General features: G+C 68.0%; 21 protein-coding genes. 15 read left to right on the top strand and 6 right to left on the bottom strand.

From position 1 onward, the window contains the following. Window positions 1-89: 89 nt before the first annotated feature. The 8 genes from NA11_RS45565 to NA11_RS11040 all read left to right on the top strand — a co-directional run bounded on the left by NA11_RS45565 (window position 90) and on the right by NA11_RS11040 (window position 6,927). Entirely contained in the window at window positions 90-254 is a 165-nt protein-coding gene (locus NA11_RS45565; RefSeq protein WP_167837619.1) for a hypothetical protein, read from the top strand. 114 nt (window positions 255-368) lie between these two features. Beyond that, a complete protein-coding gene (locus NA11_RS11010) occupies window positions 369-2,867 on the top strand; it encodes an ATP-binding protein (RefSeq protein ID WP_069161741.1) in 2,499 nt (832 codons plus the stop codon). A 56-nt stretch (window positions 2,868-2,923) separates the two neighbouring features. After that, window positions 2,924-3,631, top strand: coding sequence for a response regulator (locus NA11_RS11015; protein ID WP_069161742.1), 708 nt, complete (start codon window positions 2,924-2,926; stop codon window positions 3,629-3,631). Between the two features lie 125 nt (window positions 3,632-3,756). Next, window positions 3,757-4,200, top strand: coding sequence for an OsmC family protein (locus NA11_RS11020; RefSeq protein ID WP_069161743.1), 444 nt, complete (start codon window positions 3,757-3,759; stop codon window positions 4,198-4,200). Between the two features lie 58 nt (window positions 4,201-4,258). Further along, on the top strand, window positions 4,259-4,546 hold the full coding sequence (locus NA11_RS11025; protein WP_069161744.1) for an acylphosphatase: 288 nt from the start codon (window positions 4,259-4,261) through the stop codon (window positions 4,544-4,546). Window positions 4,547-4,577: 31 nt separating this feature from the next. Next, on the top strand, window positions 4,578-5,270 hold the full coding sequence (locus tag NA11_RS11030) for a hypothetical protein (RefSeq protein ID WP_245745825.1): 693 nt from the start codon (window positions 4,578-4,580) through the stop codon (window positions 5,268-5,270). Continuing rightward, window positions 5,270-6,436, top strand: a complete 1,167-nt coding sequence (locus NA11_RS11035) for a glutathionylspermidine synthase family protein (RefSeq protein WP_069161746.1) — start codon at window positions 5,270-5,272, stop codon at window positions 6,434-6,436. Before NA11_RS11030 ends, NA11_RS11035 begins: the two co-directional genes overlap by 1 nt. 35 nt (window positions 6,437-6,471) lie before the next feature. Further along, a complete protein-coding gene (locus NA11_RS11040) occupies window positions 6,472-6,927 on the top strand; it encodes a DUF350 domain-containing protein (protein WP_069161747.1) in 456 nt (151 codons plus the stop codon). A gap of 69 nt (window positions 6,928-6,996) precedes the next feature. Here NA11_RS11040 and NA11_RS11045 read toward each other — a convergent pair whose 3' ends face one another. The 3 genes from NA11_RS11045 to NA11_RS11055 form a co-directional block, all read right to left on the bottom strand. Next, entirely contained in the window at window positions 6,997-8,154 is a 1,158-nt protein-coding gene (locus NA11_RS11045; RefSeq protein ID WP_069161748.1) for a Cmx/CmrA family chloramphenicol efflux MFS transporter, read from the bottom strand. Window positions 8,155-8,526: 372 nt separating this feature from the next. After that, a complete protein-coding gene (locus tag NA11_RS11050; RefSeq protein ID WP_069161749.1) occupies window positions 8,527-9,153 on the bottom strand; it encodes an MBL fold metallo-hydrolase in 627 nt (208 codons plus the stop codon). Beyond that, on the bottom strand, window positions 9,150-10,235 hold the full coding sequence (locus NA11_RS11055) for an S-(hydroxymethyl)mycothiol dehydrogenase (RefSeq protein ID WP_069161750.1): 1,086 nt from the start codon (window positions 10,233-10,235) through the stop codon (window positions 9,150-9,152). The genes NA11_RS11050 and NA11_RS11055 overlap by 4 nt, the downstream gene beginning before the upstream one ends. 198 nt (window positions 10,236-10,433) lie before the next feature. On the opposite strand from NA11_RS11055, the gene NA11_RS11060 reads away from it, so the two are divergent. Beyond that, window positions 10,434-10,859 (top strand): DUF1707 SHOCT-like domain-containing protein, encoded by a 426-nt coding sequence (locus NA11_RS11060; RefSeq protein WP_069161751.1) that lies wholly within the window; start codon window positions 10,434-10,436, stop codon window positions 10,857-10,859. Window positions 10,860-10,897: 38 nt separating this feature from the next. On the opposite strand, the gene NA11_RS11065 is transcribed toward NA11_RS11060, so the two are convergent. Then, complete coding sequence (locus NA11_RS11065) at window positions 10,898-12,415, bottom strand: chromosomal replication initiator protein DnaA (protein ID WP_069161752.1); 1,518 nt, start codon at window positions 12,413-12,415, stop codon at window positions 10,898-10,900. A gap of 597 nt (window positions 12,416-13,012) precedes the next feature. On the opposite strand from NA11_RS11065, the gene smc reads away from it, so the two are divergent. After that, complete coding sequence (gene smc, locus NA11_RS11070; protein WP_069161753.1) at window positions 13,013-16,630, top strand: chromosome segregation protein SMC; 3,618 nt, start codon at window positions 13,013-13,015, stop codon at window positions 16,628-16,630. Here the strand turns inward: smc and NA11_RS11075 are convergent. After that, on the bottom strand, window positions 16,627-17,541 hold the full coding sequence (locus tag NA11_RS11075) for an NmrA family NAD(P)-binding protein (RefSeq protein WP_084654514.1): 915 nt from the start codon (window positions 17,539-17,541) through the stop codon (window positions 16,627-16,629). The two genes, smc and NA11_RS11075, sit on opposite strands and share 4 nt — an antisense overlap. Before the next feature lie 104 nt (window positions 17,542-17,645). Here NA11_RS11075 and NA11_RS11080 point away from each other — a divergent pair, with 104 nt between their 5' ends. Then, complete coding sequence (locus NA11_RS11080; protein ID WP_069161754.1) at window positions 17,646-18,419, top strand: TetR/AcrR family transcriptional regulator; 774 nt, start codon at window positions 17,646-17,648, stop codon at window positions 18,417-18,419. Window positions 18,420-18,567: 148 nt separating this feature from the next. Here NA11_RS11080 and NA11_RS11085 read toward each other — a convergent pair whose 3' ends face one another. After that, the gene (locus tag NA11_RS11085) at window positions 18,568-18,957 is read right to left on the bottom strand and encodes a DUF2237 family protein (RefSeq protein WP_014987060.1); all 390 of its coding nucleotides are present in this window, start codon (window positions 18,955-18,957) and stop codon (window positions 18,568-18,570) included. 119 nt (window positions 18,958-19,076) lie between these two features. Here NA11_RS11085 and ftsY point away from each other — a divergent pair, with 119 nt between their 5' ends. From ftsY to NA11_RS11105, 4 genes are all read left to right on the top strand, one after another. After that, complete coding sequence (ftsY, locus tag NA11_RS11090) at window positions 19,077-20,597, top strand: signal recognition particle-docking protein FtsY (protein ID WP_069161755.1); 1,521 nt, start codon at window positions 19,077-19,079, stop codon at window positions 20,595-20,597. Between the two features lie 311 nt (window positions 20,598-20,908). Next, a complete protein-coding gene (locus NA11_RS11095; protein ID WP_069161756.1) occupies window positions 20,909-22,288 on the top strand; it encodes an ammonium transporter in 1,380 nt (459 codons plus the stop codon). 5 nt (window positions 22,289-22,293) lie between these two features. Beyond that, window positions 22,294-22,632, top strand: a complete 339-nt coding sequence (locus tag NA11_RS11100; RefSeq protein ID WP_069161855.1) for a P-II family nitrogen regulator — start codon at window positions 22,294-22,296, stop codon at window positions 22,630-22,632. 69 nt (window positions 22,633-22,701) lie between these two features. After that, window positions 22,702-25,194, top strand: a complete 2,493-nt coding sequence (locus NA11_RS11105; protein ID WP_439957058.1) for a [protein-PII] uridylyltransferase — start codon at window positions 22,702-22,704, stop codon at window positions 25,192-25,194. Window positions 25,195-25,286: the final 92 nt, after the last annotated feature.

Raw genomic sequence — 25,286 nt, forward strand, 5'->3', positions numbered from 1 at the left:
TTCATATATGGGGGTAGTAGTTGAGGGCCGGCCAGGCGGACGACTCCAGCGCAACCGGTTGTTCTGGCGTGTATGGAGAGAGGAACGCAATGTCGGCTGTCACCGTCGCACTTCTCGTGGGTTTCGTGTGCTGTGCGCTGATCCTGCGGGCGTTGAGCGAGCATCGTCGTGCCCAGGACGGTTCGAGCGTGGTCATGGAAGTGGACCAGGCTCCCGAGTGGCGCGCCCCCGAAGCGGGGCGCCTGGATGCCTGAGGTTCGGGCGCAGGCCGCAGGCACGGCCTGGTGCGGAGGGCATGAGGCGGCGCCGACCGGGCGGGTGAGCGCGGCGTACCTGGCTCTCGGGTCACGACGCGCAATGATGGACGCGTGAAGCGCGGTCAACTACGCATATACCTCGGCGCCGCGCCGGGAGTCGGCAAGACCTTCGCCATGCTCGGCGAGGCACACCGGCGCCTGGAGCGCGGCCGTGATGTGGTGGCTGCGGTAGTGGAAACGCACGGTAGGGAAAAGACGGCGGCGCTGCTGGAGGGGATCGAGCGGATCCCGCCGAAGCAGGTCGAGTATCGCGGCACCATGATGCCGGAACTCGACCTGGAGGCGGTGCTGCGGCGGGCACCCGCGGTGGCCTTGGTCGATGAACTGGCGCACACCAACATTCCCGGTAGCAAGCACGAAAAGCGTTGGCAGGACGTCGAAGAGCTGCTCGACGCGGGCATCGATGTGGTCTCGACGGTGAACGTGCAGCACCTGGAGAGCCTCAACGATGTGGTCGAGCAGATCACTGGCATCCAGCAGAAGGAGACCGTTCCGGACGCGGTGGTGCGCGGCGCCGATCAGGTCGAGCTCGTCGATATCACCCCGGAAGCATTGCGCCGCAGGCTGTCCCACGGCAACGTGTACGCGGCCGACAAGGTCGACGCCGCGCTGCGCAACTACTTCCGTCCCGGAAACCTCACCGCATTGCGGGAATTGGCGTTGCTGTGGCTGGCCGATCAGGTCGACGCGGCGCTGGCGAAGTACCGGGCCGACCATCGGATCACCGAGCTGTGGGAAGCCCGCGAGCGCGTGGTGGTCGCGGTGACCGGTGGCCCGGAATCGGAGACCGTTGTCCGCCGCGCCAGCCGCATCGCGACCAAGGCGAGCGCCGAACTCGTTCTCGTGCATGTTGTTCGGGGTGATGGGCTGGCGGGTGTCTCCACCGAACGGCTTAACCGGCTGCGTGAACTCGCCGGCAGCCTCGATGCCTCGCTGCACACGATCACCGGCGACAACGTGCCCACCGCGCTGCTGGAATTCGCGCGTGAGGTGAACGCCACTCAGCTGGTGCTCGGCACCTCCCGGCGGTCGCGCTGGGCGCGCATGTTCGACGAGGGCATCGGCGCGACGGTGGTGCAGCAGTCGGGGAAGATCGACGTGCACATGGTCACGCACGAGGAAGCCCATCGTGGTGCGCGGCGGTCGCTGATGCCGCGGCAGCCGATCCGTGCTTGGCTCGCAGCGGTATTGGTGCCGATGGCGGTGTGCGGGATCAGTGCGGCGTTCCTGGACGGTTACCTGCAACTCGGTGGCCTGAGCGCGGTGTTCTTCATCGGCGTCGTCGCGGTCGCGTTGCTTGGTGGTGTTGTCCCGGCGGCCTTTTCGGCGCTGCTGTCGGGTCTGCTGCTGAACTGGTTCTTCGCCGACCCGCGCTACAGCCTCACCATCGCCGAGCCGGACAGCTTCGTCACGGTGGTGGTGCTGCTGTTCGTCGCGCTCGCGGTGGCGGCACTGGTGGATGTGGCCGCGAAGCAAACCCGCCAGGCCCGGCGGGCCTCCCAGCAGGCCGAGCTGTTGACCATGTTCGCAGGCGCGGTGCTGCACGGCGCGGATCTACCGAATCTGCTGGAACAGGTCCGCGAGACCTACGGATTGCGCGCGGTCAGCATGCTCTGCGGCAACGAGGTGATCGCCGCGGTCGGCATCGATCCGCCGCAACGCGGAGCGGACGCCGAAACCGCGATCGAGGCGGGCGACGCGTCGAGCTGGCTGTTGCTGGCCGGACGGCCGTTGGACGCGGGCGACCGGCCGGTGCTCAACGCGGTCGCCAACCAGGCCGCCGGACTCGTGCGGCAATCCCGGCTCGCCGAGGAGGCCAGCGCCGCGGCCGCACTGCTGGAGGCGGACCGGCTGCGCCGCGCACTGCTGTCCGCGGTGAGCCACGACCTGCGCACCCCGCTGGCCGGAGCCAAGGCCGCGGTGTCCAGCCTGCGCAGCGACGAGATCGAGTTCTCCGCCGAGGACACCGCCGAATTGCTGGAGACCATCGAGGAATCGGTGGATCAGCTGACCGCGCTGGTCGGGAACCTGCTCGACTCCTCCCGCCTTGCCGTCGGCGTGGTGAAACCGCAGCTGCGGCGGGTGTACATGGACGAAGTGGTGCACCGGGCGCTGGTCAGCGTCGGCATGGGCGCGCGTGGCCTGCGGCGTGCCGCGATGGACCGGGTGAAGGTCGAGGTCGGCGACGTCTCGGTGCGGGCGGACAGTGGGCTGCTGGAACGGGTGGTCGCCAACCTGATCGACAACGCATTGCGGCATGCCACCCGCGACACGCCGGTGCGGGTCACCGCCGAACGCGAAGGTGACCGCGTATCAATCGCAGTGGTGGATATCGGCCCCGGTGTGCCGCCGGGGTCGGAGGAGCAACTGTTCGAGCCGTTCCAGCGGCTCGGCGACCGCGACAACACCACCGGCGTCGGGCTCGGCCTGTCGGTGGTGCGCGGATTCGTCGAGGCAATGGGCGGCACCGTGCACGCCGAACCGACTCCAGGCGGAGGATTGACGATGATCGTGGACCTGCCTGCCGACGAAACCGAAGCGAGCAGCTGATGATGAGTACATCGACAGCGGGAGCACCGCAGCCCCGGACCACACAGGAAGCCGTGATGACCGACAAGAAGCAGGATGCCCCGGCGATCAAAGTGCTGGTGGTCGACGACGAACCACAGATCGTGCGTGCGTTGCGGATCAACCTGTCGGTCCGCGGCTACGAGGTGATCACCGCGGGCACCGGCGGCGCCGCGCTGCGTGCCGCCGCCGACAAGCACCCCGACGTGGTGATCCTCGACCTCGGCCTCCCTGATATCGACGGGATCGAAGTGCTGGCCGGCCTGCGCGGCTGGACCTCGGCGCCGGTGATCGTGCTGTCGGCGCGCACGGATTCGGCGGACAAGGTCGAGGCGCTCGACGCGGGCGCCGACGACTACGTCACCAAGCCGTTCGGGATGGACGAACTGCTTGCGCGGCTGCGCGCCGCGGTCCGGCGCGGCGCCTCCGACGCCGACGCGTCCGACCCGGTGGTGGTGACCTCGTCGTTCACCGTCGACCTCGCCGCCAAGAAGGTGACCAAGAACGACGAGACGGTGCATCTCACCCCCACCGAGTGGGGCATGCTCGAGATGCTGGTGCGCAACCGCGGCAAACTGGTCGGGCGCAAGGAGCTGCTGCGCGAGGTGTGGGGGCCGTCGTACGCGACCGAAACCCATTACCTGCGTGTGTATCTGGCTCAGCTGCGGCGGAAGTTGGAGGACGATCCTTCGCATCCCAAGCATCTGCTGACCGAGGCGGGCATGGGGTACCGGTTCCAGGAGTAGCGGCGGACCGCGGTTGGACGTGCGTCCATTAGTGGTAAGGATCGCGTCCCGGCGCGGAATGTGCGGAGGTCTTCGTCACGTTGGCAGGCGTGAGTTCAACGCGACGATAATGGCAGGATTTACGCATGGCTGAACAGACCTCTTCCGCAACACCCCAACCGACCGAGCTCTGGGTCGAGCGCACCGGGACGCGGGCTTACACAGGCCGCAGCTCCCGCGGCGCCGAGGTGCTGATCGCCTCTCAAGGAGTACCCGGCGCTTTCACCCCGGGCGAACTGTTGAAGATTGCGCTGGCTGGCTGCTCCGGATTGAGCGCCGACTTCTCGCTGGCGCGCAAGCTCGGCGACTCCTTCGACGCGACCATCCGGGTCTCCGGCGACGCGGACCGGGAGAACGAGGTGTACCCGCAACTCGACGAGAAGTTCGAGCTCGACCTCAGCGAACTGGACGAAGAGGCGCGGGAGCGGTTGCTCGTCACCGTGCAGCGCGCCATCGACAAGGCGTGCACCGTCGGCCGGACGCTGCAGGCGGGCACGAAGGTGACGTTGTCGTTCGACGTGGAGGCGTGAGTCGCGCGACGCGCCGGAGTCGACCGACGGTGGACCGCCCGCATGTCACAGTGTCCTGATGGGTGAATCGACCGATGTGGTCCGTTTGAGTGCGTGGGTGCACGGCCGCGTTCAGGGTGTGGGATTTCGCTGGTGGACGCGGTCGCGTGCGTTGGAGCTCGCGCTGACCGGGCACGCGACCAACGCGCGCGACGGCAGGGTGCACGTTGTCGCGGAAGGGCCGACGGCCGATTGCGCACGGTTGCTCGAATTGCTGCGTTCCGGTGATACTCCTGGTCGGGTGACCCTTGTTGTGGAAAGCTGGGAGCCCGCGCGCGGCGAAATGACCGGATTCGAGGAGCGGTAATGGTGGGTCGGGATACGGCGAGGACTCAACATTGAGCACGAACAATCCTGGTGACGAGCATTCCGGCACCGAACCGAGGCCCGAGTCGATGCCGCCCGCGTCGGCGGGCGGCCCCGAAAACACGCCAGGCACACCGACTCCCGGCACTCCGCCGTTTCCCACCGAGCCCGCGCCCCGCCAGGGCAGCATGCAGCGCCAGGAAGCAGGCATCACTCAGCCGCGCCCTCCGACGGTCGCCGAGTCGCGTGCCAGGGACAAAGCGCGCAAACGGGCGGCAGAAGCCCAGCGTGCCGCCGTCGCGGCAGGCGAGGCCAAGAAGCGCACCCGCAAGCGAGTGATGATCGGCGGTGTCGCGATCGTCGGCGTCGCCGGGCTGGTCGGCGGCGGTTATCTCGCCTATCGTGCGCTCACCGCGCCGGATCAGGTCACCGCGTCCTGCGTGAAGGTCGAGAACGGCCAGGAGATCGTGGTCGACGACAATAATTGCGGCACTGGGCGTCCCGGTTTCGTCGACGACAGCAGCTACGGTCACGGCAGCCCAGGACTGATCTTCCTCGGCGGCGGGCCGCAGTACCGCTACTACTACGGCGGCACCCCGACCATCGGCAAGCCGCCGACCGGTGGCACCACGGTGAAGCCCAAGAGCACCGACATCAAAACCAAGAGCGGCACCACCGTGCAGCGCGGCGGACTCGGCAGCAAGAGCACCGGGAGCGGGTCCTAATGCGGCGGGTGCGCAGCACGCCGCGACCGGACTGGCAGGCCATCACCGAGGGCCAAGGCCTGGTCTACGGTTCGCCTGGTCGCGACGCCAGCGGACAGCCGAGGCCGTACTGGGACGAGTCGGTGCACTACGAGTTCGAGATGTCGGAGATCCTCGCGCTGGAAGCCGATGTCGAGCTGCTGCATTCGATGTGCCTGAACGCGGTCGAGCAGATCGTGCTCACCGAACGGTTCAAGGATTTCGGCCTGCCCGAATGGACCTGGGCGCCGATCACCGAATCCTGGCGGCGCAGCGACCCGCACGTGTACGGGCGATTCGACCTGCGCTACGACGCACGCAGGCCCGCGAAACTGCTGGAGTACAACGCCGATACGCCGACATCGCTGCTCGAGGCCGCGATTGTGCAGTGGCACTGGCTGACCGCGCAGTTCCCCGGCGGCGATCAGTGGAACTCGTTGCACGAGAAGCTGGTCGAGCGCTGGACCGAGCTGCGCGACACGCTGCCGACCGCGCAGCTGCACTTCACCTGGTCCGGCGCCGACGCCACCGGTGAAGACAACGTCACCACCGCCTACATGCAGGAGACCGCCGCCGAGGCCGGGTTCGACACCATCGCGCTGCCGATCGAAGAAGTCGGATTCGACACGGAGCTGGAGCGATTCGTCGATCTGGCGGAGGCGCCGATCGAAGCGATCTTCAAGCTCTACCCGTGGGAGTGGGCACTCGACGACGACTTCGGCAAGCGGGTCATCGAAAGCCTGCCGCAGACCATGTGGATCGAACCGCTCTGGAAGACGCTGCTCAGCAACAAGGCGATCCTCGCGGTGCTGTGGGAGATGTATCCGGGGCATCCGAACCTGTTGCCCGCCTACCTCGATCAACCCAACGAGCTCACCGAGTACATCCGCAAACCCAAGCTCGGTCGCGAAGGCGCCAACATGACCATCGTCGGCGCAGGCCTGGAGACCGCCACCGGCGGTGTCTACGGCGAAGAGGGTTACGTCTACCAATTGCTGGACCCGCTACCGGAATTCGACGATATGCGCCCCGTGCTCGGGGCATGGATCGTCGGCGACACCGCGGCGGGCCTCGGCATCAGAGAGACCGCCGGACTCATCACCGACGACGGCTCCGCCTTCGTCCCGCACCGCATCGTCACCCCGTAACCCCAAGCCACCCAATCCCTTTCGGAAGGATCGCGATGACCACTTATGCCCTCGAATCGGGGTACTGGAGCTCGCTCGGCGAGGGCGTTGGAGCGATCATCCTCTACGCCCTCATCGGTCTGGTGCTGATGCTCGTCGGCTTCTACGCCATCGACCTGACCACGCCAGGCAAGCTGCGCGCGATGGTGATCGCGGGCAATCCCAACGCCATCATCGTCACCGCTGCGGGCATGATCAGCATGGCCTTCATCGTGGTGCTCGCCATCTTCGCGGTCGGTAGCGGCGGCAAGCTCTCCGAGGGTCTCATTGCCGCCCTGGTCTACGGCCTGGTCGGCATCATCGCCCAGGTCGTCTCGGTCCGCGTGATCGAAAAGGCCCTCGGCATCGACATCGGTGCCGCCTTGCACTCCGACACCTACACCACCGAGGTCCTGGTGGTGGCCGCCGCCCACTTCGCCCTCGGCCTCGTCGTCGCCTTCGCCATTCTCTGACCGACGAGTGGCACACCACCGAGAGGGTCTCTCGGTGAACGGCGCAGCCATGTGCCACTCGTCGATGAGCTAGTGGGTGTGGGTGTGTGATTTGGGGTGGAGGAGTGCGGTGGTTGTGGCTGTGGCGGCGAGTGCGGCGCTGATCCATAGTGCGGCCGTTGGGGTTCCGGTCGCGGTGATGGTGAGACCGGCCAGTGCCGGGCCCGCGGCGGCGCCGAGGTTGAGGGCTGCGGTGGCGAAGGCACCGCTGAGGCGCGGTGCGGTCGGGGTTGCGGCGCGGACTGCCAGGCCGATCAGGGTGGAGCCGACGGCGAAGGACAGCGTGCCGCCGAGTGTTGTCAGTACCAACAGGCCGGGCAGTGAGCCTGCGAGCAAGGCTGTCGTGCTCCAGCTGGCGAGCAGGGTTATCGTGCCGACCTGGACTATCCGTTGTGCGTGCCGGTCGGCGTAACGACCGCTGAGTGTGACACCGGCGAACGAGCCGATGCCGAACAGCGCCAACACAACTGGCACCCACGCCGGGCTCGCTCCGGCGCCGGTGGTCAGGGCGCCGAGGTAGGTGAAGGCGGCGAAGGTTGCGGCGTTCACCAGTGCTCCCAGGATCAGTATCGCGCGCACGCGCGGGTTGCCGAGCGTGCGCCATTCCTGTCGTATCGAGCCGTCGGACTCGTCGACCTGGTCGACCGGAGTTCGTACGAGCGGCCAGGTTGCCGCCAGCGCCGGTGCGCTGACGAGGGCGATCGCCCAGAATGCGGCCTGCCAACCTAGAGCTTGACCGAGGAAGGCACCGGCGGGGACGCCGACGATGCAGGCCAGTGTGATGCCGGACAGGATGACCGAGGTCGCGCGGCCGACCCGGTGCGGGCCGACAAGTGCGGGTAGCGCGGCCAACGCGACGGCAAGGAATCCCGCGTTGGCGACCGCCGCGACCACCCTTGTCAGCAGTAGCACGGTGAATGTTGTAGTGAGCGCGCCGATTACGTGCGCGGCGAGGAACAGCGACAGAAAACCGGTCAGCGCGTGGCGCACCGGCCACCGGCCCGCCGCCATCGCCATCAGCGGGGCTCCGACGATCATGCCTACGGCGAACAGCGAGGTAAGTAACCCCGCTGCGCCGAGCGAAACACCCGTGGCCGCGGCGACGGGTTCGAGCAATCCAGACAACATGAATTCCGAGGTGCCCTGGGCGAATACGGCGACACCCAGGACGAAAACGACAATTGGCACAGTAAGGCTCCAGGACTCTGGTTTCGACACCGAGCCGCCGGTCCCTGGGAGGTAGTCACAAAGGACAGGCAGCACAACAGATCTCGCCCCACATGGGGCGGGCACGGTCGAATGACCAGGGGCCGTACATCAATTCGCGCACGGCGAAGAACATGAAGGCAGCGCTGTTCCACTGCGCACCGCACACGCCACCTGGTCACTCGGACAGGTGGCTAGCGTCTGGATGCCTCCGGCGAATTCACGATCGCCACTGTAGCAACGGCACCGCCCTACCCCGCAACGGAAATTCGCAGCGACTTCGGTGGGCGTGCTGAAGCTCGTCGCCGACTTCAGCGACGAGCAACGGCGCGTTGGGTGATTGCCGGATCGCGCTCAGTGGCCGCGGGCGATCCAATCGGCGAGGGCCGGTTTTTCGGTGGCGATGGTGGTGGTGTCGCCGTGGCCGGTGTGGACCGTGGTCTCCTCCGGCAGGGTGAGTAGCCGTTCTCGGATCGAGGCGATGATGGTGTCGAAGTCGGAGTAGGAACGGCCGGTGGCGCCGGGGCCTCCTGCGAAGAGCGTGTCGCCGGTGAACAGGGCTGCGGCTTCGGGCAGGTGGAGGGAGACCGAGCCGGGGGAGTGGCCTGGAGTGTGCAGGATGTCGATATCGGTGCCCGCCACGGTGATTCGATCGATGCCTGCCAGCGATCGATAGGGCGTGTCCGGGTGAGTCATCCGCCAGAGCGGGTCGTCGCCGGGGTGCAGCAGGATCGGGGCGTCGAGCCGCTTGCTCAATTCCGGTGCGACGGTGACATGGTCGTTGTGGCCGTGGGTGCAGAGGATGGCGGTGACCGTCCTGGTGCCGACGGCGGCGGCGATCGCGTCCGCGTCGTGGGCGGCGTCGATGACGAGGACCTGGTGGTCGTCGCCGATCAACCAGACGTTGTTGTCGACGTCCCAGGTGCCGCCGTCGAGGGAGAAGGTGCCGGAGGTGACGACGCGGTCGATGCGCTCGCTCACCAGACCACCACCGAGCGGAGCACGTCGCCCGCGTGCATGGCGGCGAACGAGTCTTCCACCTGATCGAGGGAAATCCGTTCGGTGACAAAGCGTTCCAGCGGCAGCCTGCCCTGCAGGTGCAGGTTGATCATGGTGGGGAAGTCGCGTTCGGGCAGACAGTCGCCGTACCAGGAGGACTTGAGCGCACCGCCGCGGGAGAACAAGTCGATCAGCGGCATCTCGATGGTCATGTCCGGCGTCGGCACGCCGACGAGGACGACGGTGCCTGCCAGGTCGCGGCCGTAGAACGCCTGCTTCCAGGTTTCCGGGCGGCCGACCGCCTCGATCACGACGTCGGCGCCGAAGCCGTCGGTGAACTCCTGGATCTTCTCGACCACGTCCTCGGTGCTCGCATCGATGGTGTGCGTGGCGCCGAAATCGGTGGCCCAGTCGAGTTTCCTGGCGTCTCGGTCGACCGCGATGATGGTTTTCGCGCCGGCGAGCACGGCGCCTGCGATGGCGGCGTCGCCGACGCCGCCGCAGCCGAGGACGGCGACGGTGTCGCCGCGGGAGACGTTGCCGGTGTTGAGTGCGGCGCCGAGGCCTGCCATCACACCGCAGCCGAGCAGCCCGGCCACCGCGGGGTCGGCGGCGGGATCGACCTTGGTGCACTGGCCTTCGTGCACGAGCGTCTTGTCGACGAAGGCGCCGATGCCGAGCGCCGGGCTCAGCTCGGTGCCGTCGGTGAGGGTCATCTTCTTGCTCGCGTTGTTGCTGGCGAAGCAGTACCAGGGGCGGCCGCGCTTGCAGGCCCGGCATTCACCGCAGACAGCACGCCAGTTCAGGATCACGAAGTCGCCCGCCTCGACGTGCGTGACGGCCGCGCCGACGGTTTCCACGATGCCTGCGGCCTCGTGGCCGAGCAGGAACGGGAACTCGTCGTTGATGCCGCCTTCGCGGTAGTGCAGGTCGGTGTGGCAGACGCCGCAGGCTTGAATCCGGACGACCACGTCGTGCGGGCCCGGGTCGGGGATCACCACGTCGACGATCTCGACCGGCGCGCCTTTGCTGCGGGCGATGACGCCGCGCACGGTTTCCGACACCTGTGCCTCCTAAGCGATTTCGTCGACGCGGACCCTGACGCCCGCGAGCTGAGCACCTGTCTATCCTGCCGCGCTCGCCATTCGGGCACCACCGTCGGGGCCTGATGGCACCGCCCGAAGGGTTGACATTCCACTGTGGAGTGTTCATGATAGACACATATTCCACTGTGGAGGGTGGAATCTCGCAAAGGACTTGATATGGACATCTCGACCGGGACCCGCGCCTCGAACGCCGAACGCGACAAGGTGGTGCGACTGCTCGCCAGGCACCTGGAGGACGGGCGCATCGACCTCGCCGAATACGACGAGCGCACGGCGCAGGTGTACAAGACCACCACCAAGGACGATCTGCAGCTGGTCCTGACGGACCTGCCCAAGCTGTCGAAAGAACCTGCCGGACAGCAGGCTTCGGCCACCCGCATCCCGATCTGGCAGAAGATCGAAGGCACCAGCTGGCTCGGCGTCAGCCTGCTCGTGCTGGCGATCTGGGGTGCGATCTCGCTCAGCGTCGGCGAATTCACCTACCCGTGGCCGATCTGGGTGATCGGACCGTGGGGCGCTGTGCTCGTGTTCCGGATGCTGACCGGCTGGGAATCCGGCCGCTGCGCAAGCCCGTTGCGCTGAGCGTGCTTGGCTGACCTGCGATGTCCTGGCCTGGACTGCTACGGCCAGGGTGGGGCCGCGCGGTGCGATGGTGCGGGTCGCCCGGAATCCGCAGCGCTCGGCGGGGGACTCGATCGATGGCGGCGGGCGGGCGGTGGGTCGTCGTACTCGGATTGTCTGGTCGGCCACGGTGCGGCGTATTCGTCTGGCTGCCACGAGGATTCACCACGATGTACGGGTGGTGCCGGAAGCCGGTTCGGCGTGGGTTGCTCGTAGCGTGACTGTCGGGGGCGCTGCTGCGGCGAAAGGTGTTCGTATCCTGCCGCTTCCGCCTCCTCGTGGCGTGACCAGCGAGGCTTCGGGTAGTGCGAGTGGTCATCCGGGTCGGCATCGGAGGGGGCCGGGCCGTCGTAGCGTGACCTGCCGCGCTCCGGCTCTGCGTACCGGGGTCGCTGTGCTTGCTCAGGTCTGGAGCGTGGGCGCTCGGCAGGGTCTTGCCTTGCTATCCATCGAGGTTCAGGCTGCGCATACTGCGGGTGCTCGGGCGCTGGATCCTCGGCCACCGCGCGTCTGCGGGGCACCGGCGCGGCATCCTCGTGTCCAGAACGGTTGGGCCATGGGTCGTTTCGGTGTGTCGGCCGAGGAATCGAGTCGGCGCGGCTCGGTGTTTTTCGCGGCAGGCCGGGACGCAGTAGCGGCAGTTCGCGCGTGTCCTGGGTGGCGCTGACACCCTTCTCCCGATAGGTCGCCGGAATCCCGTGCGCGCGCAGCCAGGCGCCCGGGTCATGCCTACCGTGCCGATCCAGCTGGGGGACAACCTCTTCGAGCAACACCAGCAGGTCGCCGTCGTCGTCGCCGAGGGCGGTACGGATCGCAGGGAACGCATCGGGGTGGAAGATCCACATCCATTCATACGGGCGATAGGTGCCGCCCAAGTCGTGCCCGTGAAAGATGAGATCGCCGGAGCGGGTGATCTTGGCGCGCACCGACCAGCCCTCGGATTCGACAAGGAACTCCCCGGTTTCGGTGCGCTCGGCACGGATGTCCTCGTGCTCCGGTGCGGATTTGCGGCGCTGCCAGAGGCTTTCGCGCCCGCTGTCCTTGGACTTGCGGTGACCACCACGGGTTTGCGCGGCAGCCGTACGTGATTCGGTGAGCCCTTCGTGCCGTGTCTCCCGATGCGTCGTACTGAGGCCGACGCGATCCTTGCGGGACGAGTGCCGATCCACGGGCGGCTCGTCGTGCACATCCGCACGCGCCCGGCGAACTTCAGGACGGCGACCGCGGCCCGCCGGATGGTTCATCCTGGCGGCCAGCCGATCGTCGTGCCGATCGTCCTCCTCCTCGACCTCGTCGAGATCCTCGTCGTCGCGGAAGTCGCGCAGCTTGATCTCGAACCAGGCCGCGCCGAGCCCGGCGACCAACAACCCGCCCGCCAGCGCAACTTCCACCCACTTGTCGGCGAGCACCGAACTCTTGCTCGTCTCACACGCATACAGAAACAGCAGGCAACCGAGCACGAACGCCGCGATGCGGGCAAGCCGGAACGCCGTGCTTGTCCCGGCTGCGGCTGGCATCTGTGTGGTCGCTCCAAACATTGACGCTGGCGGATCAGACTGGATCGTATGCGGCGGCGTCGCCCCGCGGCAGGGCGTGCGGCGAGTTGGTCCGGCTGTTGGCGTAAAGGTTGCGCTGAGGTTGATGAAGATGCCCGAGTTCTTCACCTGGACCGCCTCGCGACGGGCGGTCACGCTACCGGCCCGCAGGGCCGCTGGCGCGTCGTCACACCACCAGATCCGGGAAGGTGGACACTGGGCAGGACACGTCCGGCAAACTCCGGGCACATCGAAATACGCGATATCGGGGGATAACTCGATAACCTACGGGTATCGCCGAACCGCTCCTCGGCCGCGTTGGCTGTCCCGCGTCCGGGGTATTCGGCATCAGACGGATACCATGACTGGTCGCCGCGTCTGCTGACCAGGCAGAACATGGCGGCCCGCGCGATGGGCTCGTCGCAGTAGTGCACGTGACAACCACAGGGGCCGGTAGGGCATCCTGGCGAAGGCCGCGAATTGGGCACCACGGACTGAGCGTTCGGCCCGGAGGCGGCGGCTTGCGTCACCACGGAGGGACGGCGAAGGCCGCGAATTGGACACGGAAAGGTCGTCGACTTGCATCTCAAGAGCCTGACGTTGAAGGGCTTCAAGTCCTTCGCGTCCGCGACGACACTGCGGTTGGAGCCGGGCATCACCTGCGTGGTCGGTCCGAACGGATCCGGCAAATCCAACGTGGTCGACGCTCTCACCTGGGTGATGGGCGAGCAAGGCGCGAAGGCGCTGCGCGGCGGCAAGATGCAGGACGTGATCTTCGCGGGCACCGCGGGCCGCGCTCCGCTCGGGCGCGCCGAGGTCACCCTCACCATCGACAACTCCGACGGCGCGCTGCCGATCGACTACGCCGAGGTGTCCATCACCCGCCGGATGTTCCGCGACGGTGCAGGCGAATACGAGATCAACGGCAGCTCGTGCCGCCTGATGGACGTGCAGGAGTTGCTCAGCGACTCCGGCATCGGTCGAGAAATGCACGTCATCGTCGGGCAGGGCCAGCTCTCGGCCATTCTGGAATCGCGCCCGGAGGATCGGCGCGCGTTCATCGAAGAGGCCGCAGGCGTGCTCAAGCATCGCAAGCGCAAGGAGAAGGCGGTCCGCAAGCTGGACGCCATGCAGGCCAACCTGGCTCGCCTCACCGACCTCACCACCGAGCTACGCCGCCAGCTCAAACCGCTCGGCAGGCAGGCCGAGGTGGCCCGCCGCGCCCAGACCGTGCAGGCCGACTTGCGCGACGCGCGGCTGCGCCTGGCCGCCGACGACCTGGTGACCCGGCGCGGGGAGTTGGAGAGCCAGCAGAGCAAGGAAGCCTACGCGCGCGAACAGCACATCACCGTGCAGAGCGAGCTCGACGCCGCCAATGCCGCACTGGCACAGCAGGAATTCCAGCTGTCCCGGCTGACGCCGAGCGCCGATGCCGCCGCGCAGATCTGGTTCCAGCTCTCCGCGCTGGCCGAGCGGGTGAACGCGACCATCAGGATCGCGCAGGACCGTGCCCGCCATTTCGACACCGACACTCCGGTCAGCAGCGGGCGTGACCCCGAACAGCTGGAGGCCGAGGCCGAGCGGGTGGAGGCCGAAGAGGCCGAGCTGCGCGAGGCGGTCGAGATCGCGACCGAAACACTCGAGGCGGCACGGGACGCGCTGGCCGAACGCGAATATTCCGCCAAAGCTGCCGAGCAGGCGCACCTCGCCGCCGTGCGGGCGATCGCCGATCGTCGCGAGGGCGTCGCCCGGCTCGCAGGCAAGGTCGACACGCTGCGCAGCAAGGCCCAGTCGGTCGACACCGAGATCGCCAGGCTGACCACGGCGATCACCGACGCCAGGCAGCGCGGCGATGCCGCGCAGGCCGAATTCGACACGGTGCAGGCCGAACTCACCGAGCTGGATGCCGGCGAGGCGGGCCTCGACGCACAGCACGAGCACGCAACGCAGGCCCTGGCACTGGCCGATCAACGCGTGACCGAACTGCGTGAACAGGATCGCGAGGCGAGCAAGCGGGTCGCGTCGCTGACCGCGCGCATCGAAGCGCTCGGCATGAACCTGGCTCGCCGCGACGGTGCGGCGTGGCTGGTCGAGCATCGGTCGCAGGGTCTGCTCGGGCCGCTGTCCGGACTGCTGCGGGTGCACGGCGGCTTCGAGGCCGCGGTCGCCACCGCGCTCGGTCCGCTCGCGGACGCGGTGGCCGCCGACACCGGTGAGTCGGCGCACGCCGCGGTGCGCGCGTTGAAAGACGCCGACGGTGGCCGGGTCGCGCTGGTCTTCGGTGCCGCCGAGCACGGCCGCCCACAGCTCGGTCCGCTGCCGGGTGCCGCCCGCTGGTTGTCCGATGTGGTGGAGTGCCCCGACACCGTGCGCGCCGCGATGATGGCGTTGACCGCGGGTATCGCGGTCGCCGACGACCTGGCCACCGCCCGCCAGGTGGTGGCGGCGCGGCCCGATGTGCGGGTGGTGACCCGCGACGGCGACCTCACCGGAACCGGTTGGCTGCTCGGCGGATCCGATCGCGCCCCGAGCCAGCTGGAGATCCAGGCCGATATCGACACGGCCAAGGCCGATCTCGTTGCGGCGCAGCGCAGGGCCGAGGAGCTCGAGGCCGCGCTGTCCGGCGCGCTCGATGAACAGACGGACCGCAAGGACGCCGTCGACCAGGCGCTGCTCGCGCTGCACGAATCCGACCAGTCGCTGGTCGCCATCTACGACCGGCTCGGCAGGCTCGGCCACGCGGCCCGCACCGCACAGGCCGACAACGAGCGGCTGCATGCCCAGCGCGCCGAGATCGAGGACAGCCGGGAGGAATCGCTGGCCGAGCTCGCCGAACTCGAAGACCGGCTGCGCAATTCCGAGATGGAACAGAGCGACATCGACGCCGACGGCACCTCGGCGGGCACCGAGACCGCGGGCCGCGAACGCGAAGAGGCCGCGGCCGCGCTGGCCGAGGCGCGGTCGATGGAGGTGGAGGCGCGCCTGTCGGTGCGCACCGCCGAGGAACGCGCGGAATCGGTGCGCGGCAAGGCGGATTCGTTGCGCAGGGCAGCGCGGGCCGAACGCGAGACCCGCGCGCGGGCCGAACGCGCCCAGGCGTCCCGTAAGAAGGCGGCGGAAGTGGCTGCGGCGGTTGCCGAATCCGGCGCCAGGGTCGCCGCGGAACTGGAAAAGGTGGTGGCCGAGGCGGGTACGCGGCGCGACGACCTGGTCCGCCGCCGCGGTGAGGTCGCCGGTCAGGTCGAGCAGATCAAGGAGCGGGTGCGCGCGCTGTCGGCCCAGCTGGCCCAGCTCACCGACGCGGTGCACCGCGACGAGGTGGCCAAAGCCCAAGCAGCACTGCGCATCGAGCAGCTCGAGACGACCATCTCCGAGCAGTTCGGCATCGCCCTCAACGACCTGATCGCCGAATACGGCCCCGACGTGCCGCTGCCGCCGTCGGACCTGGAGTGGCAGGAGTACGAGCAGGCCAAGGAGCGCGGTGAACAGGTCACCGCGCCCGCGCCGATGCCGTTCAACCGGACCGCCCAGGAACGCCGCGCCAAACGCGCCGAGAAGGACCTCGCCACCCTCGGCAAGGTCAATCCCCTTGCGCTGGAAGAGTTCGCGGCGCTCGAGGAGCGCTACAACTTCCTGTCCACGCAGCTCGAAGACGTCAAGAGCGCGCGCAAGGACCTGCTCGAGGTGGTCGCCGAGGTGGACGCCAGGATCCTGCAGGTGTTCACCGAGGCGTGGGAGGACGTCGAGCGCGAATTCGTCGGTGTGTTCGCGAAACTGTTCCCCGGTGGCGAGGGCAGGCTGCTGCTCACCGACCCGTCGGACATGCTCACCACCGGCATCGAGGTGGAGGCACGGCCGCCGGGCAAGAAGGTCAAGCGACTGTCGCTGCTCTCCGGCGGCGAGAAGTCGTTGACCGCGGTGGCGTTGCTGGTGGCCATCTTCCGCGCCCGCCCGTCCCCGTTCTACGTGATGGACGAGGTCGAGGCGGCGCTCGACGACACCAACCTGCGCCGCCTGATCGGGCTGTTCGAGCAGTTGCGCGAGAAGAGCCAGCTGATCGTCATCACCCACCAGAAGCCGACCATGGAGATCGCCGACGCGCTCTACGGCGTCAGCATGCGCGGCGACGGCATCACCCAGGTCATCTCGCAGCGCCTGCGCGGCGAGAACCTGACCCCGGTGGGCGCCGCCAGCTAGCGCGCGCCGACTCGGTCGCTGTCCAGGAGGGATTTGATCTGGGCGGCACCGGTTTCGGCGAGCCAGGTGTCGAAAGTGCGCAGGCCAGGATGGATTTCGCGGAGGGCGGCGATATCGGCGCGCCAGCCGCCGGAGTCGCGCATCAGCCGCCAGGTGTGGGCGATCATGTCCCCGAGTGCGGCGGCGTCGGATTCGTCGAGTTCCTGGTAACGGACCTGGTGGCCGGTGGTCTCGGTGATCGCCGTTGCGGCCGCGGGTGGGGTGAGGGAGTCGCCCGCGAGTTCGAGTGTGCGGCTGTGGAATCGGTCCGGGTCGGCGAACGCCAGCGCCGCGATGTCGGCGATGTCGGCGAGGGCGATGACCTTCATCGGGCGGTCGGCGGGGAACAGGTGGCGGTGGACGCCGTCGACGATGCCGTCGATCGGCATGCCGCGCAGCAGGTAGTTCTCCATGAAGCGAACCGGGCGCAGCAGGGTGTAGTGGGCGCCGCTGGCCGCGACGGCTTCTTCGATGCGCTCCTTTCCGTTTGCGCCCCATGAGGTGTCGTCGCTCATCGAGCCGATGCCGGTGAAGACGATCTGCTCGATGCCCGCGCGGCGGGCGGCGGTGACGAGGGCGACGCCGCGGGTGGCTTCCAGGTCGGCGTCCCAGCCTTGCGCGCCGTAGGTGGCGGGTGGCACCGCGAAAAGTGCGGTGGCTCCGGCGAGTGCGACGCGGAGGCTGTCGGGCGTGTCGAAGTCGCCGACGGCGAGCTCCGCGCCCGCGGCGGCCAATGCCTGGGCCGCAGGCGCATTCGGGTCGCGGACCAGTACCCGGACGGCCGCGCCGTCGGCAAGCAGCTTGCGGGCGGTCGCGCCGCCCTGCTTGCCGGTTGCGCCGGTGACCAGGACGAGGTGGTGCTGAGGGGACATGCGTGCCTTCTCTGTCGATAGAATCGGGTCGGCTGACCCGTATTCGGACGTTACGGGTGCGCTGGCCCGTTTGGCCAGGTCGTGCAAGAGAGGGCCGTAACGAAATGACCGACATCATCGACGAGGCGCCTGCGGTGCGCGCCGACGCCAGGCGCAACCGCGCGCTGGTTCTTGCCGCCGCGCAGCGGGCACTGGCCGAGCAGGGCCCCTCGGTGTCGCTGGCCGAGGTGGCCCGCAGGGCCGGGGTCGGCGCGGGCACGGTCTACCGGCATTTCCCGACGAAAGTCGATCTGCTGGAAGCGGTTATGCAGCAGCGGGTCGATCGGCTCGCCGCGCTGGCCGCCGACCGGCTCGGGTCACCGGATCCGGGCGCGGCCTTCTTCGCGTTCTGCCACCAAGTGGTCACGTCGACGCCGGGTAACCAGGCGCTGTGCGATCTGGTGCAATCCGATGACGGCTGGCCGCGGGCGCTGCTGATGAGTGCGGGGGAGCGGTTCCACCGAGCCTTGGCGGCATTGCTGGCGGCCGCGCAACGCGAAGGCGCGGTGCGGGCCGACATCGAGGTCTCGGACGTGCTGGCGATCTTCACCGGATGTGTTGCCATCCAGCGAGTTCAGCCGACCGACGGCGGCCTCGCCCGTGCTGCCGCGATGGTCCTGGACGCCATGCGCGCCGTGCCGGGTGTCACGAATTCAGCGGCAGACGCCGATCTACGTAACGAAATGGCGAGACGTAACGAAACCGAGGACTCTGCACACCGCTGCCCCGTGTGTGGCACGGGAGTACGGCATACCGGAACCGGCCGTCGTCCTCGGTATTGCTCGGCCGCCTGCCGTCAAAAGGCACATCGGCAAAGGGTCGCTGCCACGCGCCGGTGAGCGTGTGATGCCCGAGTTGCCCTGAATGGGAGAGAGATCACACGGCGCAAAAGCGACAGAGGTCGCCTGCGACCGTCGCTGCCGGGCGACGGACGGCAGAAAACCGGCAGCCGGAGGGTGGCCCGGGCTGCCTGGCACGGTCTGGGACTTACAACAGGTCGCTGACGTCGTCGGGGACATCGACCGCGTACTTGCGCAAGATGTCCATGGAGATCACTTCCAGGGCGTTTTCGTGGGTCGCGGCCAGCACGACGGGTGCGGCGACACCGTCCTCGTGCGCATGTAGCCAGCGCACGGCAACGACGCACCACCGGTCGCCCGGTTGTAAGCCGGGGAAGTTGTTTTCCGGCCGCGGCGTACTGAGATCGTTGCCGATAGACGCCTGGTGCTCCAGGAATTCGGCCGTGACGACGGTGCACACGGTGTGGCTGCCGAGATCCTCCGGCCCGGTGCTGCAGCAGCCGTCCCGGTAGAAGCCGGTGAGAGGATCGGCGCCGCACTCTTCCAGCGGCCCCCCAAGCACGTTTCGATCGGTCACGTCGCCGATCCTATTGGCACGTCGCGAGAAGTTCCGCAGGACAAGAAATCTCAGGGGTTGTGTCTTCCGGCCGGAGCGGCGTGGTAAAGCGGGCTGCGGCGTTCTGCAAGGATGGGCGCGTGAGTCCCGAAGCTTGGATCCTGATCGCCGCGGTTGCCGCTCTGCTCCTCGTCGTGCTTGTCGTCGGTTTTGTCCGGTACAAGCGCTCCCGGGTGTCGCTGACGCCGCCGTCTGCCGAGAAGGAGCTGACGGATCGGTCCGGCGGCTACGCGGCGTCGGGTGGGTTCAGTTTCAGTCGCGGTGGCACCGCGACCGCCGAACCCGAGCCGCAGGTGATCGAGCGGACCGACACGGACGGTCAGCCGCACGTCGGCGACGACGCGGCGATTCCGCGCGATGCGCCGAAGCGGGGGATCACGAATGTCCCGCTGCCCGAGGCTGATGTCGCCGAGGCGCCGGAGACGGCGACGACCGCACCGGAGAGTGTGGCGACCGCCTCGGCGGACACGACGACAGCTCCGGAGGCCACAGAAACAACTCCGTCTGAAGCGGATGCCGCTCCGAGCGGACTTGATTCGACTCCGAGTGGAACAGAAGCCGCTGAGCCGCAGACGGCAGCGGCCGAGTCGGCTGCGGACACCGCCGAGGCAAGCACCGCTCCAGCCGCCGCACCCGACACCGCCGCGGGCGCCGAAGCTCCCGCCCCGCTCGAAGAGATCGAACCCACCGCAGGCCGCCTGATCAAACTGCGCGGCCGCCTGGCCCGTTCGCAGAACGCGGTGGGCAAGAGCCTGCTCGGCCTGCTGGGCGGCGGTGACCTCGACGACGAATCGTGGGAGGAGGTCGAGGACACCCTGGTGCTCGCCGATCTCGGCACCGCGAGCACCGCCGCCGTGGTGGCGCGGCTGCGCGAGGAGATGGCGTCGCGCAGCGCGCGCACCACCGACGCGGCCCGCGAGGTCCTGCGCGATGTGCTGATCGAGGCGCTGCGCCCTGAGCTCGACCGTTCGATCCGGGCGTTGCCGCACGCGGATCACCCGTCGATCCTGCTTGTCGTCGGCGTCAACGGCACTGGAAAGACCACGACCACCGGCAAGCTCGCGCGCGTGCTCGTCGCGGACGGGCGGCGCGTGCTGCTCGGTGCGGCAGACACCTTCCGTGCCGCCGCTGCCGATCAATTGCAGACCTGGGGTGAGCGGGTCGGCGCCGAGACCGTGCGTGGCAAGGAGGCGGCCGATCCGGCCGCGGTCGCCTTCGACGCGGTGAGCGCCGGCATCGAGCGCGGCGTCGACGTGGTTCTCATCGATACCGCTGGCCGCCTGCACACCAAGACCGGCCTGATGGACGAACTCGGCAAGGTCAAGCGCGTGATAGAGAAGAAGGCCGCGGTCGACGAGGTGCTGCTCGTCCTCGACGCGACCGTCGGCCAGAACGGCCTGATGCAGGCGCGCGTGTTCGCCGACGTGGTCGACATCAGCGGCGTGGTGCTCACCAAGCTCGATGGAACGGCCAAGGGCGGCATCGTCTTCCAGGTGCAGCACGAGCTCGGTGTGCCGGTGAAGCTGGTCGGCCTCGGCGAGGGCGCCGACGATCTGGCTCCGTTCGAGCCGGGCGCTTTCGTGGACGCGCTGCTCGGCTGAGGCGCCGGCATGCTCGCCGCATCTCGGGGCGGCGCGCGGTATTCGGTGTGCTTGTGCGGTGCAGCGCACCGCACACCGAATGTTTGCTGCTGATACCCGCCGGTAACCATGTTTCCGTTTTGTCCGGAGCGTGCCCCGAAGTTGCGCGCAAACTCACGGTGTAAATCGCGAAACGTAAAGGCAACACAACTGCCGCATCCGTTCACGTCGGGGAAACACGACTGCTCTTCGGATGAAACACCGAGTGAGCACCCTTCTGGTCAGGTCCAGTTGCCGGAGTCGGCAGGGCCCGAGATGAGGAGGACATTAAGGTGGCATTTCCCCTTACCGGTGCACCGGATACCGGTGACACCGCATGGATGCTGGCGAGCTCAGCCCTGGTGTTGTTGATGACGCCTGGTCTGGCATTTTTCTACGGCGGCATGGTCCGGTCGAAGAATGTGCTGAACATGATCATGATGAGCATCAGCGCCATGGGCCTCGTCGGAGTGCTGTGGTCGCTGTACGGATTCTCGATGGCGTTCGGTGACAACAAGTTCGGCGTGCTCGGCGATCCATCGCAGTTCTTCGGCCTGAAAGGCATCCTCGGCGGCAACGCCATTGCCGAGGTCAAGGACGCCAGCGGCGCCGTCACCTCCGCGGCCACCGGCATTCCGCTGCTCGGCACGATTCCGATGAGCGTGTTCGTCGCCTTCCAATTGATGTTCGCCATCATCACGGTTGCCCTCATCTCGGGTGCGGTCGCCGACCGCCTGAAGTTCGGTGCCTGGCTGCTTTTCGCGGGTATCTGGGTCACGGTCGTCTACTTCCCGGTTGCGCACTGGGTCTTCGACTTCGACGCCAAGGACGCCGACGGCAACGTCATCCACGAGGGCGGCTGGATCGCCAACAAGCTGCTCGCGGTCGACTTCGCAGGCGGCACCGCGGTGCACATCAACGCCGGTGCTGCCGCGCTGGCCCTCGTGCTGGTGCTCGGCAAGCGCAAGGGCTGGCCGACCACCGCGTTCCGCCCGCACAACCTTCCCTTCGTCATGCTCGGCGCCGGCCTGCTGTGGTTCGGCTGGTTCGGCTTCAACGCGGGTTCGGCGCTGACCTCCGGCGGCCTCGCTGGCACCACCTTCGTCACCACCGCCGTGGCGACCGCCGCGGGCATGCTTGCCTGGCTGCTGGTGGAGAAGCTGCGTGACGGTCATCCGACCTCGCTCGGCGCGGCCTCGGGCATCGTGGCCGGTCTGGTCGCCATCACCCCGTCCTGCTCCTCGGTGAACGTGATCGGCGCGCTCGCCGTCGGCACGGTCGCAGGCGCGCTGTGCGCCCTCGCGGTCGGGCTGAAGTTCAAGTTCGGCTTCGACGACTCGCTCGACGTGGTCGGCGTGCATCTGGTCGGCGGCATCGTCGGCACCCTGATGGTCGGTTTGGTCGCCGCGCCCGAGATGGGCGCCGCGAAGACCGGCCTGTTCTACGGCGGCGGCATCGATCAGCTGTGGCGTCAGGCGGTTGGTGCCGGTGCGGTACTTGCCTTCTCCTTCATCGCCAGCCTGATCATTGCCTATATCGTGAAGTTCACCATTGGGCTGCGCGCAAGCGAGGAAGGCGAGTCCGCTGGCTTGGACGAGTCCGAGCACGCGGAAACCGCCTACGATTTCGCCGCTGTGGGTAGCACGGCACGTTCGGCCGTCAAGGAGGCATGACGAACATGAAACTGATCACCGCAATCGTCAAACCGTTCACACTCGAGGACGTCAAGACCGGGCTCGAGCAGGCAGGCGTGCTCGGCATGACCGTCAGCGAGGTGCAGGGTTACGGCCGCCAGAAGGGTCACACCGAGGTCTACCGCGGTGCCGAATACTCCGTGGATTTCGTGCCCAAGGTCCGGGTCGAGGTGGTCGTGGACGACGCGTCCGTCGACAAGGTCGTCGAGGTGATCGTCGAAGCCTCGCGGACCGGCAAGATCGGTGACGGCAAGGTCTGGGTAACGCCGGTCGAGGCGATCATCCGGGTAAGGACCGGCGAACGCGGTTCTGACGCGCTGTAACCGAAAATCGTTGTTAGCGTGGCGGCCTCGCCTCCCACCGGAGCTCCGGTCGGGGCGGGGCCGCACTGCATGAATGGGCGGTGGGTTGTGGGCAGTGAGCACGACGGTGGTCGGACCGGCACCGGAGACACCAACGGCGGCAAGGTATCCAACGGAGCGGCCGATCTGGTCCGCGCTCGCGCCCAACTGCTCGACGGTGGGGTGCCGCGCAATCCACGACTCGACGCCGAATCGTTGCGACAGGCCCTGGTCGACCTGTACGAGCTGTGGATCACCGGCAAAGCCGTCGAGCTCGGCATCACCAGGGAGAGCGGCCTCGCCGTTGTCGCCGTCGGTGGTCTCGGTCGCAAGGAAATGCTGCCGTACTCCGATCTCGATCTGGTGCTGCTGCACGACGACGTCGATCCCGCCAGGGTGGCCGAGGTCGCCGACCAGCTCTGGTATCCGTTGTGGGACGCCCACATCAAGCTCGATCACAGCGTGCGGACCGTCCCGCAGGCGCTGCGGGTCGCGTCCGACGATCTGATCGCGGCGCTCGGGATGCTAGAGGCCAGGCACATCGCGGGTGATCAGGACCTGAGCAATCTGCTGATCGGCGGTGTGCGCCGGGAATGGCGGACCGGGATCCGTTCCCGGTTCGACGAACTCATCGCCCAGGCCGAGGCCAGGTGGCAGCGCAGTGGCGAGATCGCGCATCGGGCCGAGCCCGATCTCAAGAACGGGCGCGGCGGACTGCGTGACATCCAACTCCTCGATGCGCTGGCCATCGCCCAGTTGACCGACGCCATGCCCGGCCTCGGTCCCGAGGTGCCCGGTGGCGGCTTGAAACAGGCGCATCGACGGTTGCTGGACGTTCGCACCGAACTGCACCGAGTCGCGGGAAGGGCCCGTGACCAGCTGCGGGCGCAGGATGCCGACGAGATCGGGGCGGCGCTGCGGATCGGCGACCGCTTCGATCTTGCGCGCACCCTGAGTGATTCGGCGCGGACGGTGAGCTACTCGGTGGATGTCGGGTTGCGCACCGCGGCCAACGCCTTGCCGCGTCGCGGCCTGGCGCGCCTACGCCGCATGCCGGTGCGGCGACCACTCGATGAGGGGGTGGTCGAGCATGCGGGTGAGGTGGTGCTGGCCAGGGACGCGCGGCCGCAGCGCGATCCCGGGCTGATCTTGCGGGTGGCTGCCGCGTCGGCGCAGACCGGGCTGCCGATGTCGGCGACCACCCTCAATCGACTGTCCGAGGACGCCCCCGAGCTGCGCGAGCCGTGGCCCAAGGACGCCCTCAACGACCTGCTGGTGTTGCTCGGCGCAGGCCGCGGCGCCATCGACGCGATCGAGGCGCTCGATCGAACGGGCTTGTGGGGCAGGCTGCTTCCGGAATGGGGCGCCGTGCGTGACCTGCCGCCGCGCGACGCGCTGCACACCTGGACGGTCGATCGCCATCTGATGGAGACGGTCTCCTACGCGAGCGCGATGAGCACCCGCGTGGCCAGGCCGGATCTGCTTGCGCTCGGCGCGCTGCTGCACGACATCGGCAAGGGCCGGGTGGGCGACCACAGCATTGTCGGGGCGGAACTGGCCAACCACATCGGCCGCAGGCTCGGCCTGTGGCCCTCGGATGTGCGGACGCTCAGCGCGATGGTGCGCCACCACCTGTTGCTTCCGGATACCGCGACCCGGCGCGACCTGGCCGACCCGGACACGGTGCAATTCGTGGTCGACGCGCTCGGCGGTGATCCGGAACTGCTGGAGTTGTTGCACACCCTGGCCGAAGCGGATTCGCTGGCCACCGGGCCCGGCGTGTGGGGTGATTGGAAGGCCTCGCTCATCGGCGATCTGGTCCGCCGTTGCCGACTGGTGATGGCGGGCGGCGAGCTGCCGACGCCGGAACCCATCGCGCCGGAGCTGATCGCGAAGGCGAAAGCGGGCGGCGTGCACGTCGAATTGAAACCGGGGGAGAGCAAGCACACCTACGCGGTCACCGTCATCGCCCCGGACAAGGCCGGGTTGTTGTCCGACGCCGCCGGGGTGCTCGCGCTGCATTCGCTGCGGGTGCTTTCGGCCTCGCTCGGTGGCGAAGGTGATTCCGCCATCGACGCTTTCGTGGTTTCGCCCAAGTTCGGTGACCCGCCGGATGCGGGACTGTTGCGCCAGGAACTCATCCGCGCCATGGCCGGTGACATGGACGTGCCCGCGCTCCTGGTCAAACGGGAGCGCGAGGCGGGCGGTATCGGGCCGAGCCAATTCGCGCAGGCCCAGCCGCGCGTGCTCTGGTCCGGCACCTCGGTGCCGGGTCAGGTGCTGCTGGAATTGCGTGCCGAGGATCGCATCGGCGTGCTGAGCAGGTTGGCCGCCGCGCTGGAGGAGTGCGGCGCCGACGTGCGCTGGGCCAAGGTGGTGACCATGGGTTCCGCGGTGGTCGACACCTTCTGCGTCGACCTCGGCGCCGACGACGGCCCCGAGCGCAGAGCGGCCATCGAAAAGGCGATCTTGGCGGTCGTGCCGCGGCCTGCGCCGAAGAAGCCGGAGGATGGTATGCCCGGTCCCGAGGTCATCGGAACCTGACGGCACGGGAAGTAACCAATCTGTTGCACATGATTTGCTGGAACCCTTCTGTTGTGAACCTTTCGCGCCCTAGGATCAGTAGCGTCTGGCTA

The sequence above is a fragment of the Nocardia altamirensis NBRC 108246 genome (assembly GCF_001612685.1).
Classification (GTDB): Bacteria; Actinomycetota; Actinomycetes; order Mycobacteriales; family Mycobacteriaceae; genus Nocardia; species Nocardia altamirensis.

Excerpts from the sequence above, each read along its gene's own strand:
- NA11_RS45565 (WP_167837619.1), top strand. The coding sequence starts at position 90 with ATGTCGGCTGTCACCGTCGCACTTCTCGTGGGTTTCGTGTGCTGTGCG.
- NA11_RS11015 (WP_069161742.1), top strand. The coding sequence starts at position 2,924 with ATGACCGACAAGAAGCAGGATGCCCCGGCGATCAAAGTGCTGGTGGTC.
- NA11_RS11020 (WP_069161743.1), top strand. The coding sequence starts at position 3,757 with ATGGCTGAACAGACCTCTTCCGCAACACCCCAACCGACCGAGCTCTGG.
- NA11_RS11025 (WP_069161744.1), top strand. The coding sequence starts at position 4,259 with ATGGGTGAATCGACCGATGTGGTCCGTTTGAGTGCGTGGGTGCACGGC.
- NA11_RS11035 (WP_069161746.1), top strand. The coding sequence starts at position 5,270 with ATGCGGCGGGTGCGCAGCACGCCGCGACCGGACTGGCAGGCCATCACC.
- NA11_RS11040 (WP_069161747.1), top strand. The coding sequence starts at position 6,472 with ATGACCACTTATGCCCTCGAATCGGGGTACTGGAGCTCGCTCGGCGAG.
- NA11_RS11060 (WP_069161751.1), top strand. The coding sequence starts at position 10,434 with ATGGACATCTCGACCGGGACCCGCGCCTCGAACGCCGAACGCGACAAG.
- NA11_RS11065 (WP_069161752.1), bottom strand. The coding sequence starts at position 12,415 with ATGCCAGCCGCAGCCGGGACAAGCACGGCGTTCCGGCTTGCCCGCATC.
- NA11_RS11075 (WP_084654514.1), bottom strand. The coding sequence starts at position 17,541 with ATGTCCCCTCAGCACCACCTCGTCCTGGTCACCGGCGCAACCGGCAAG.
- NA11_RS11080 (WP_069161754.1), top strand. The coding sequence starts at position 17,646 with ATGACCGACATCATCGACGAGGCGCCTGCGGTGCGCGCCGACGCCAGG.
- NA11_RS11100 (WP_069161855.1), top strand. The coding sequence starts at position 22,294 with ATGAAACTGATCACCGCAATCGTCAAACCGTTCACACTCGAGGACGTC.
- NA11_RS11105 (WP_439957058.1), top strand. The coding sequence starts at position 22,702 with ATGAATGGGCGGTGGGTTGTGGGCAGTGAGCACGACGGTGGTCGGACC.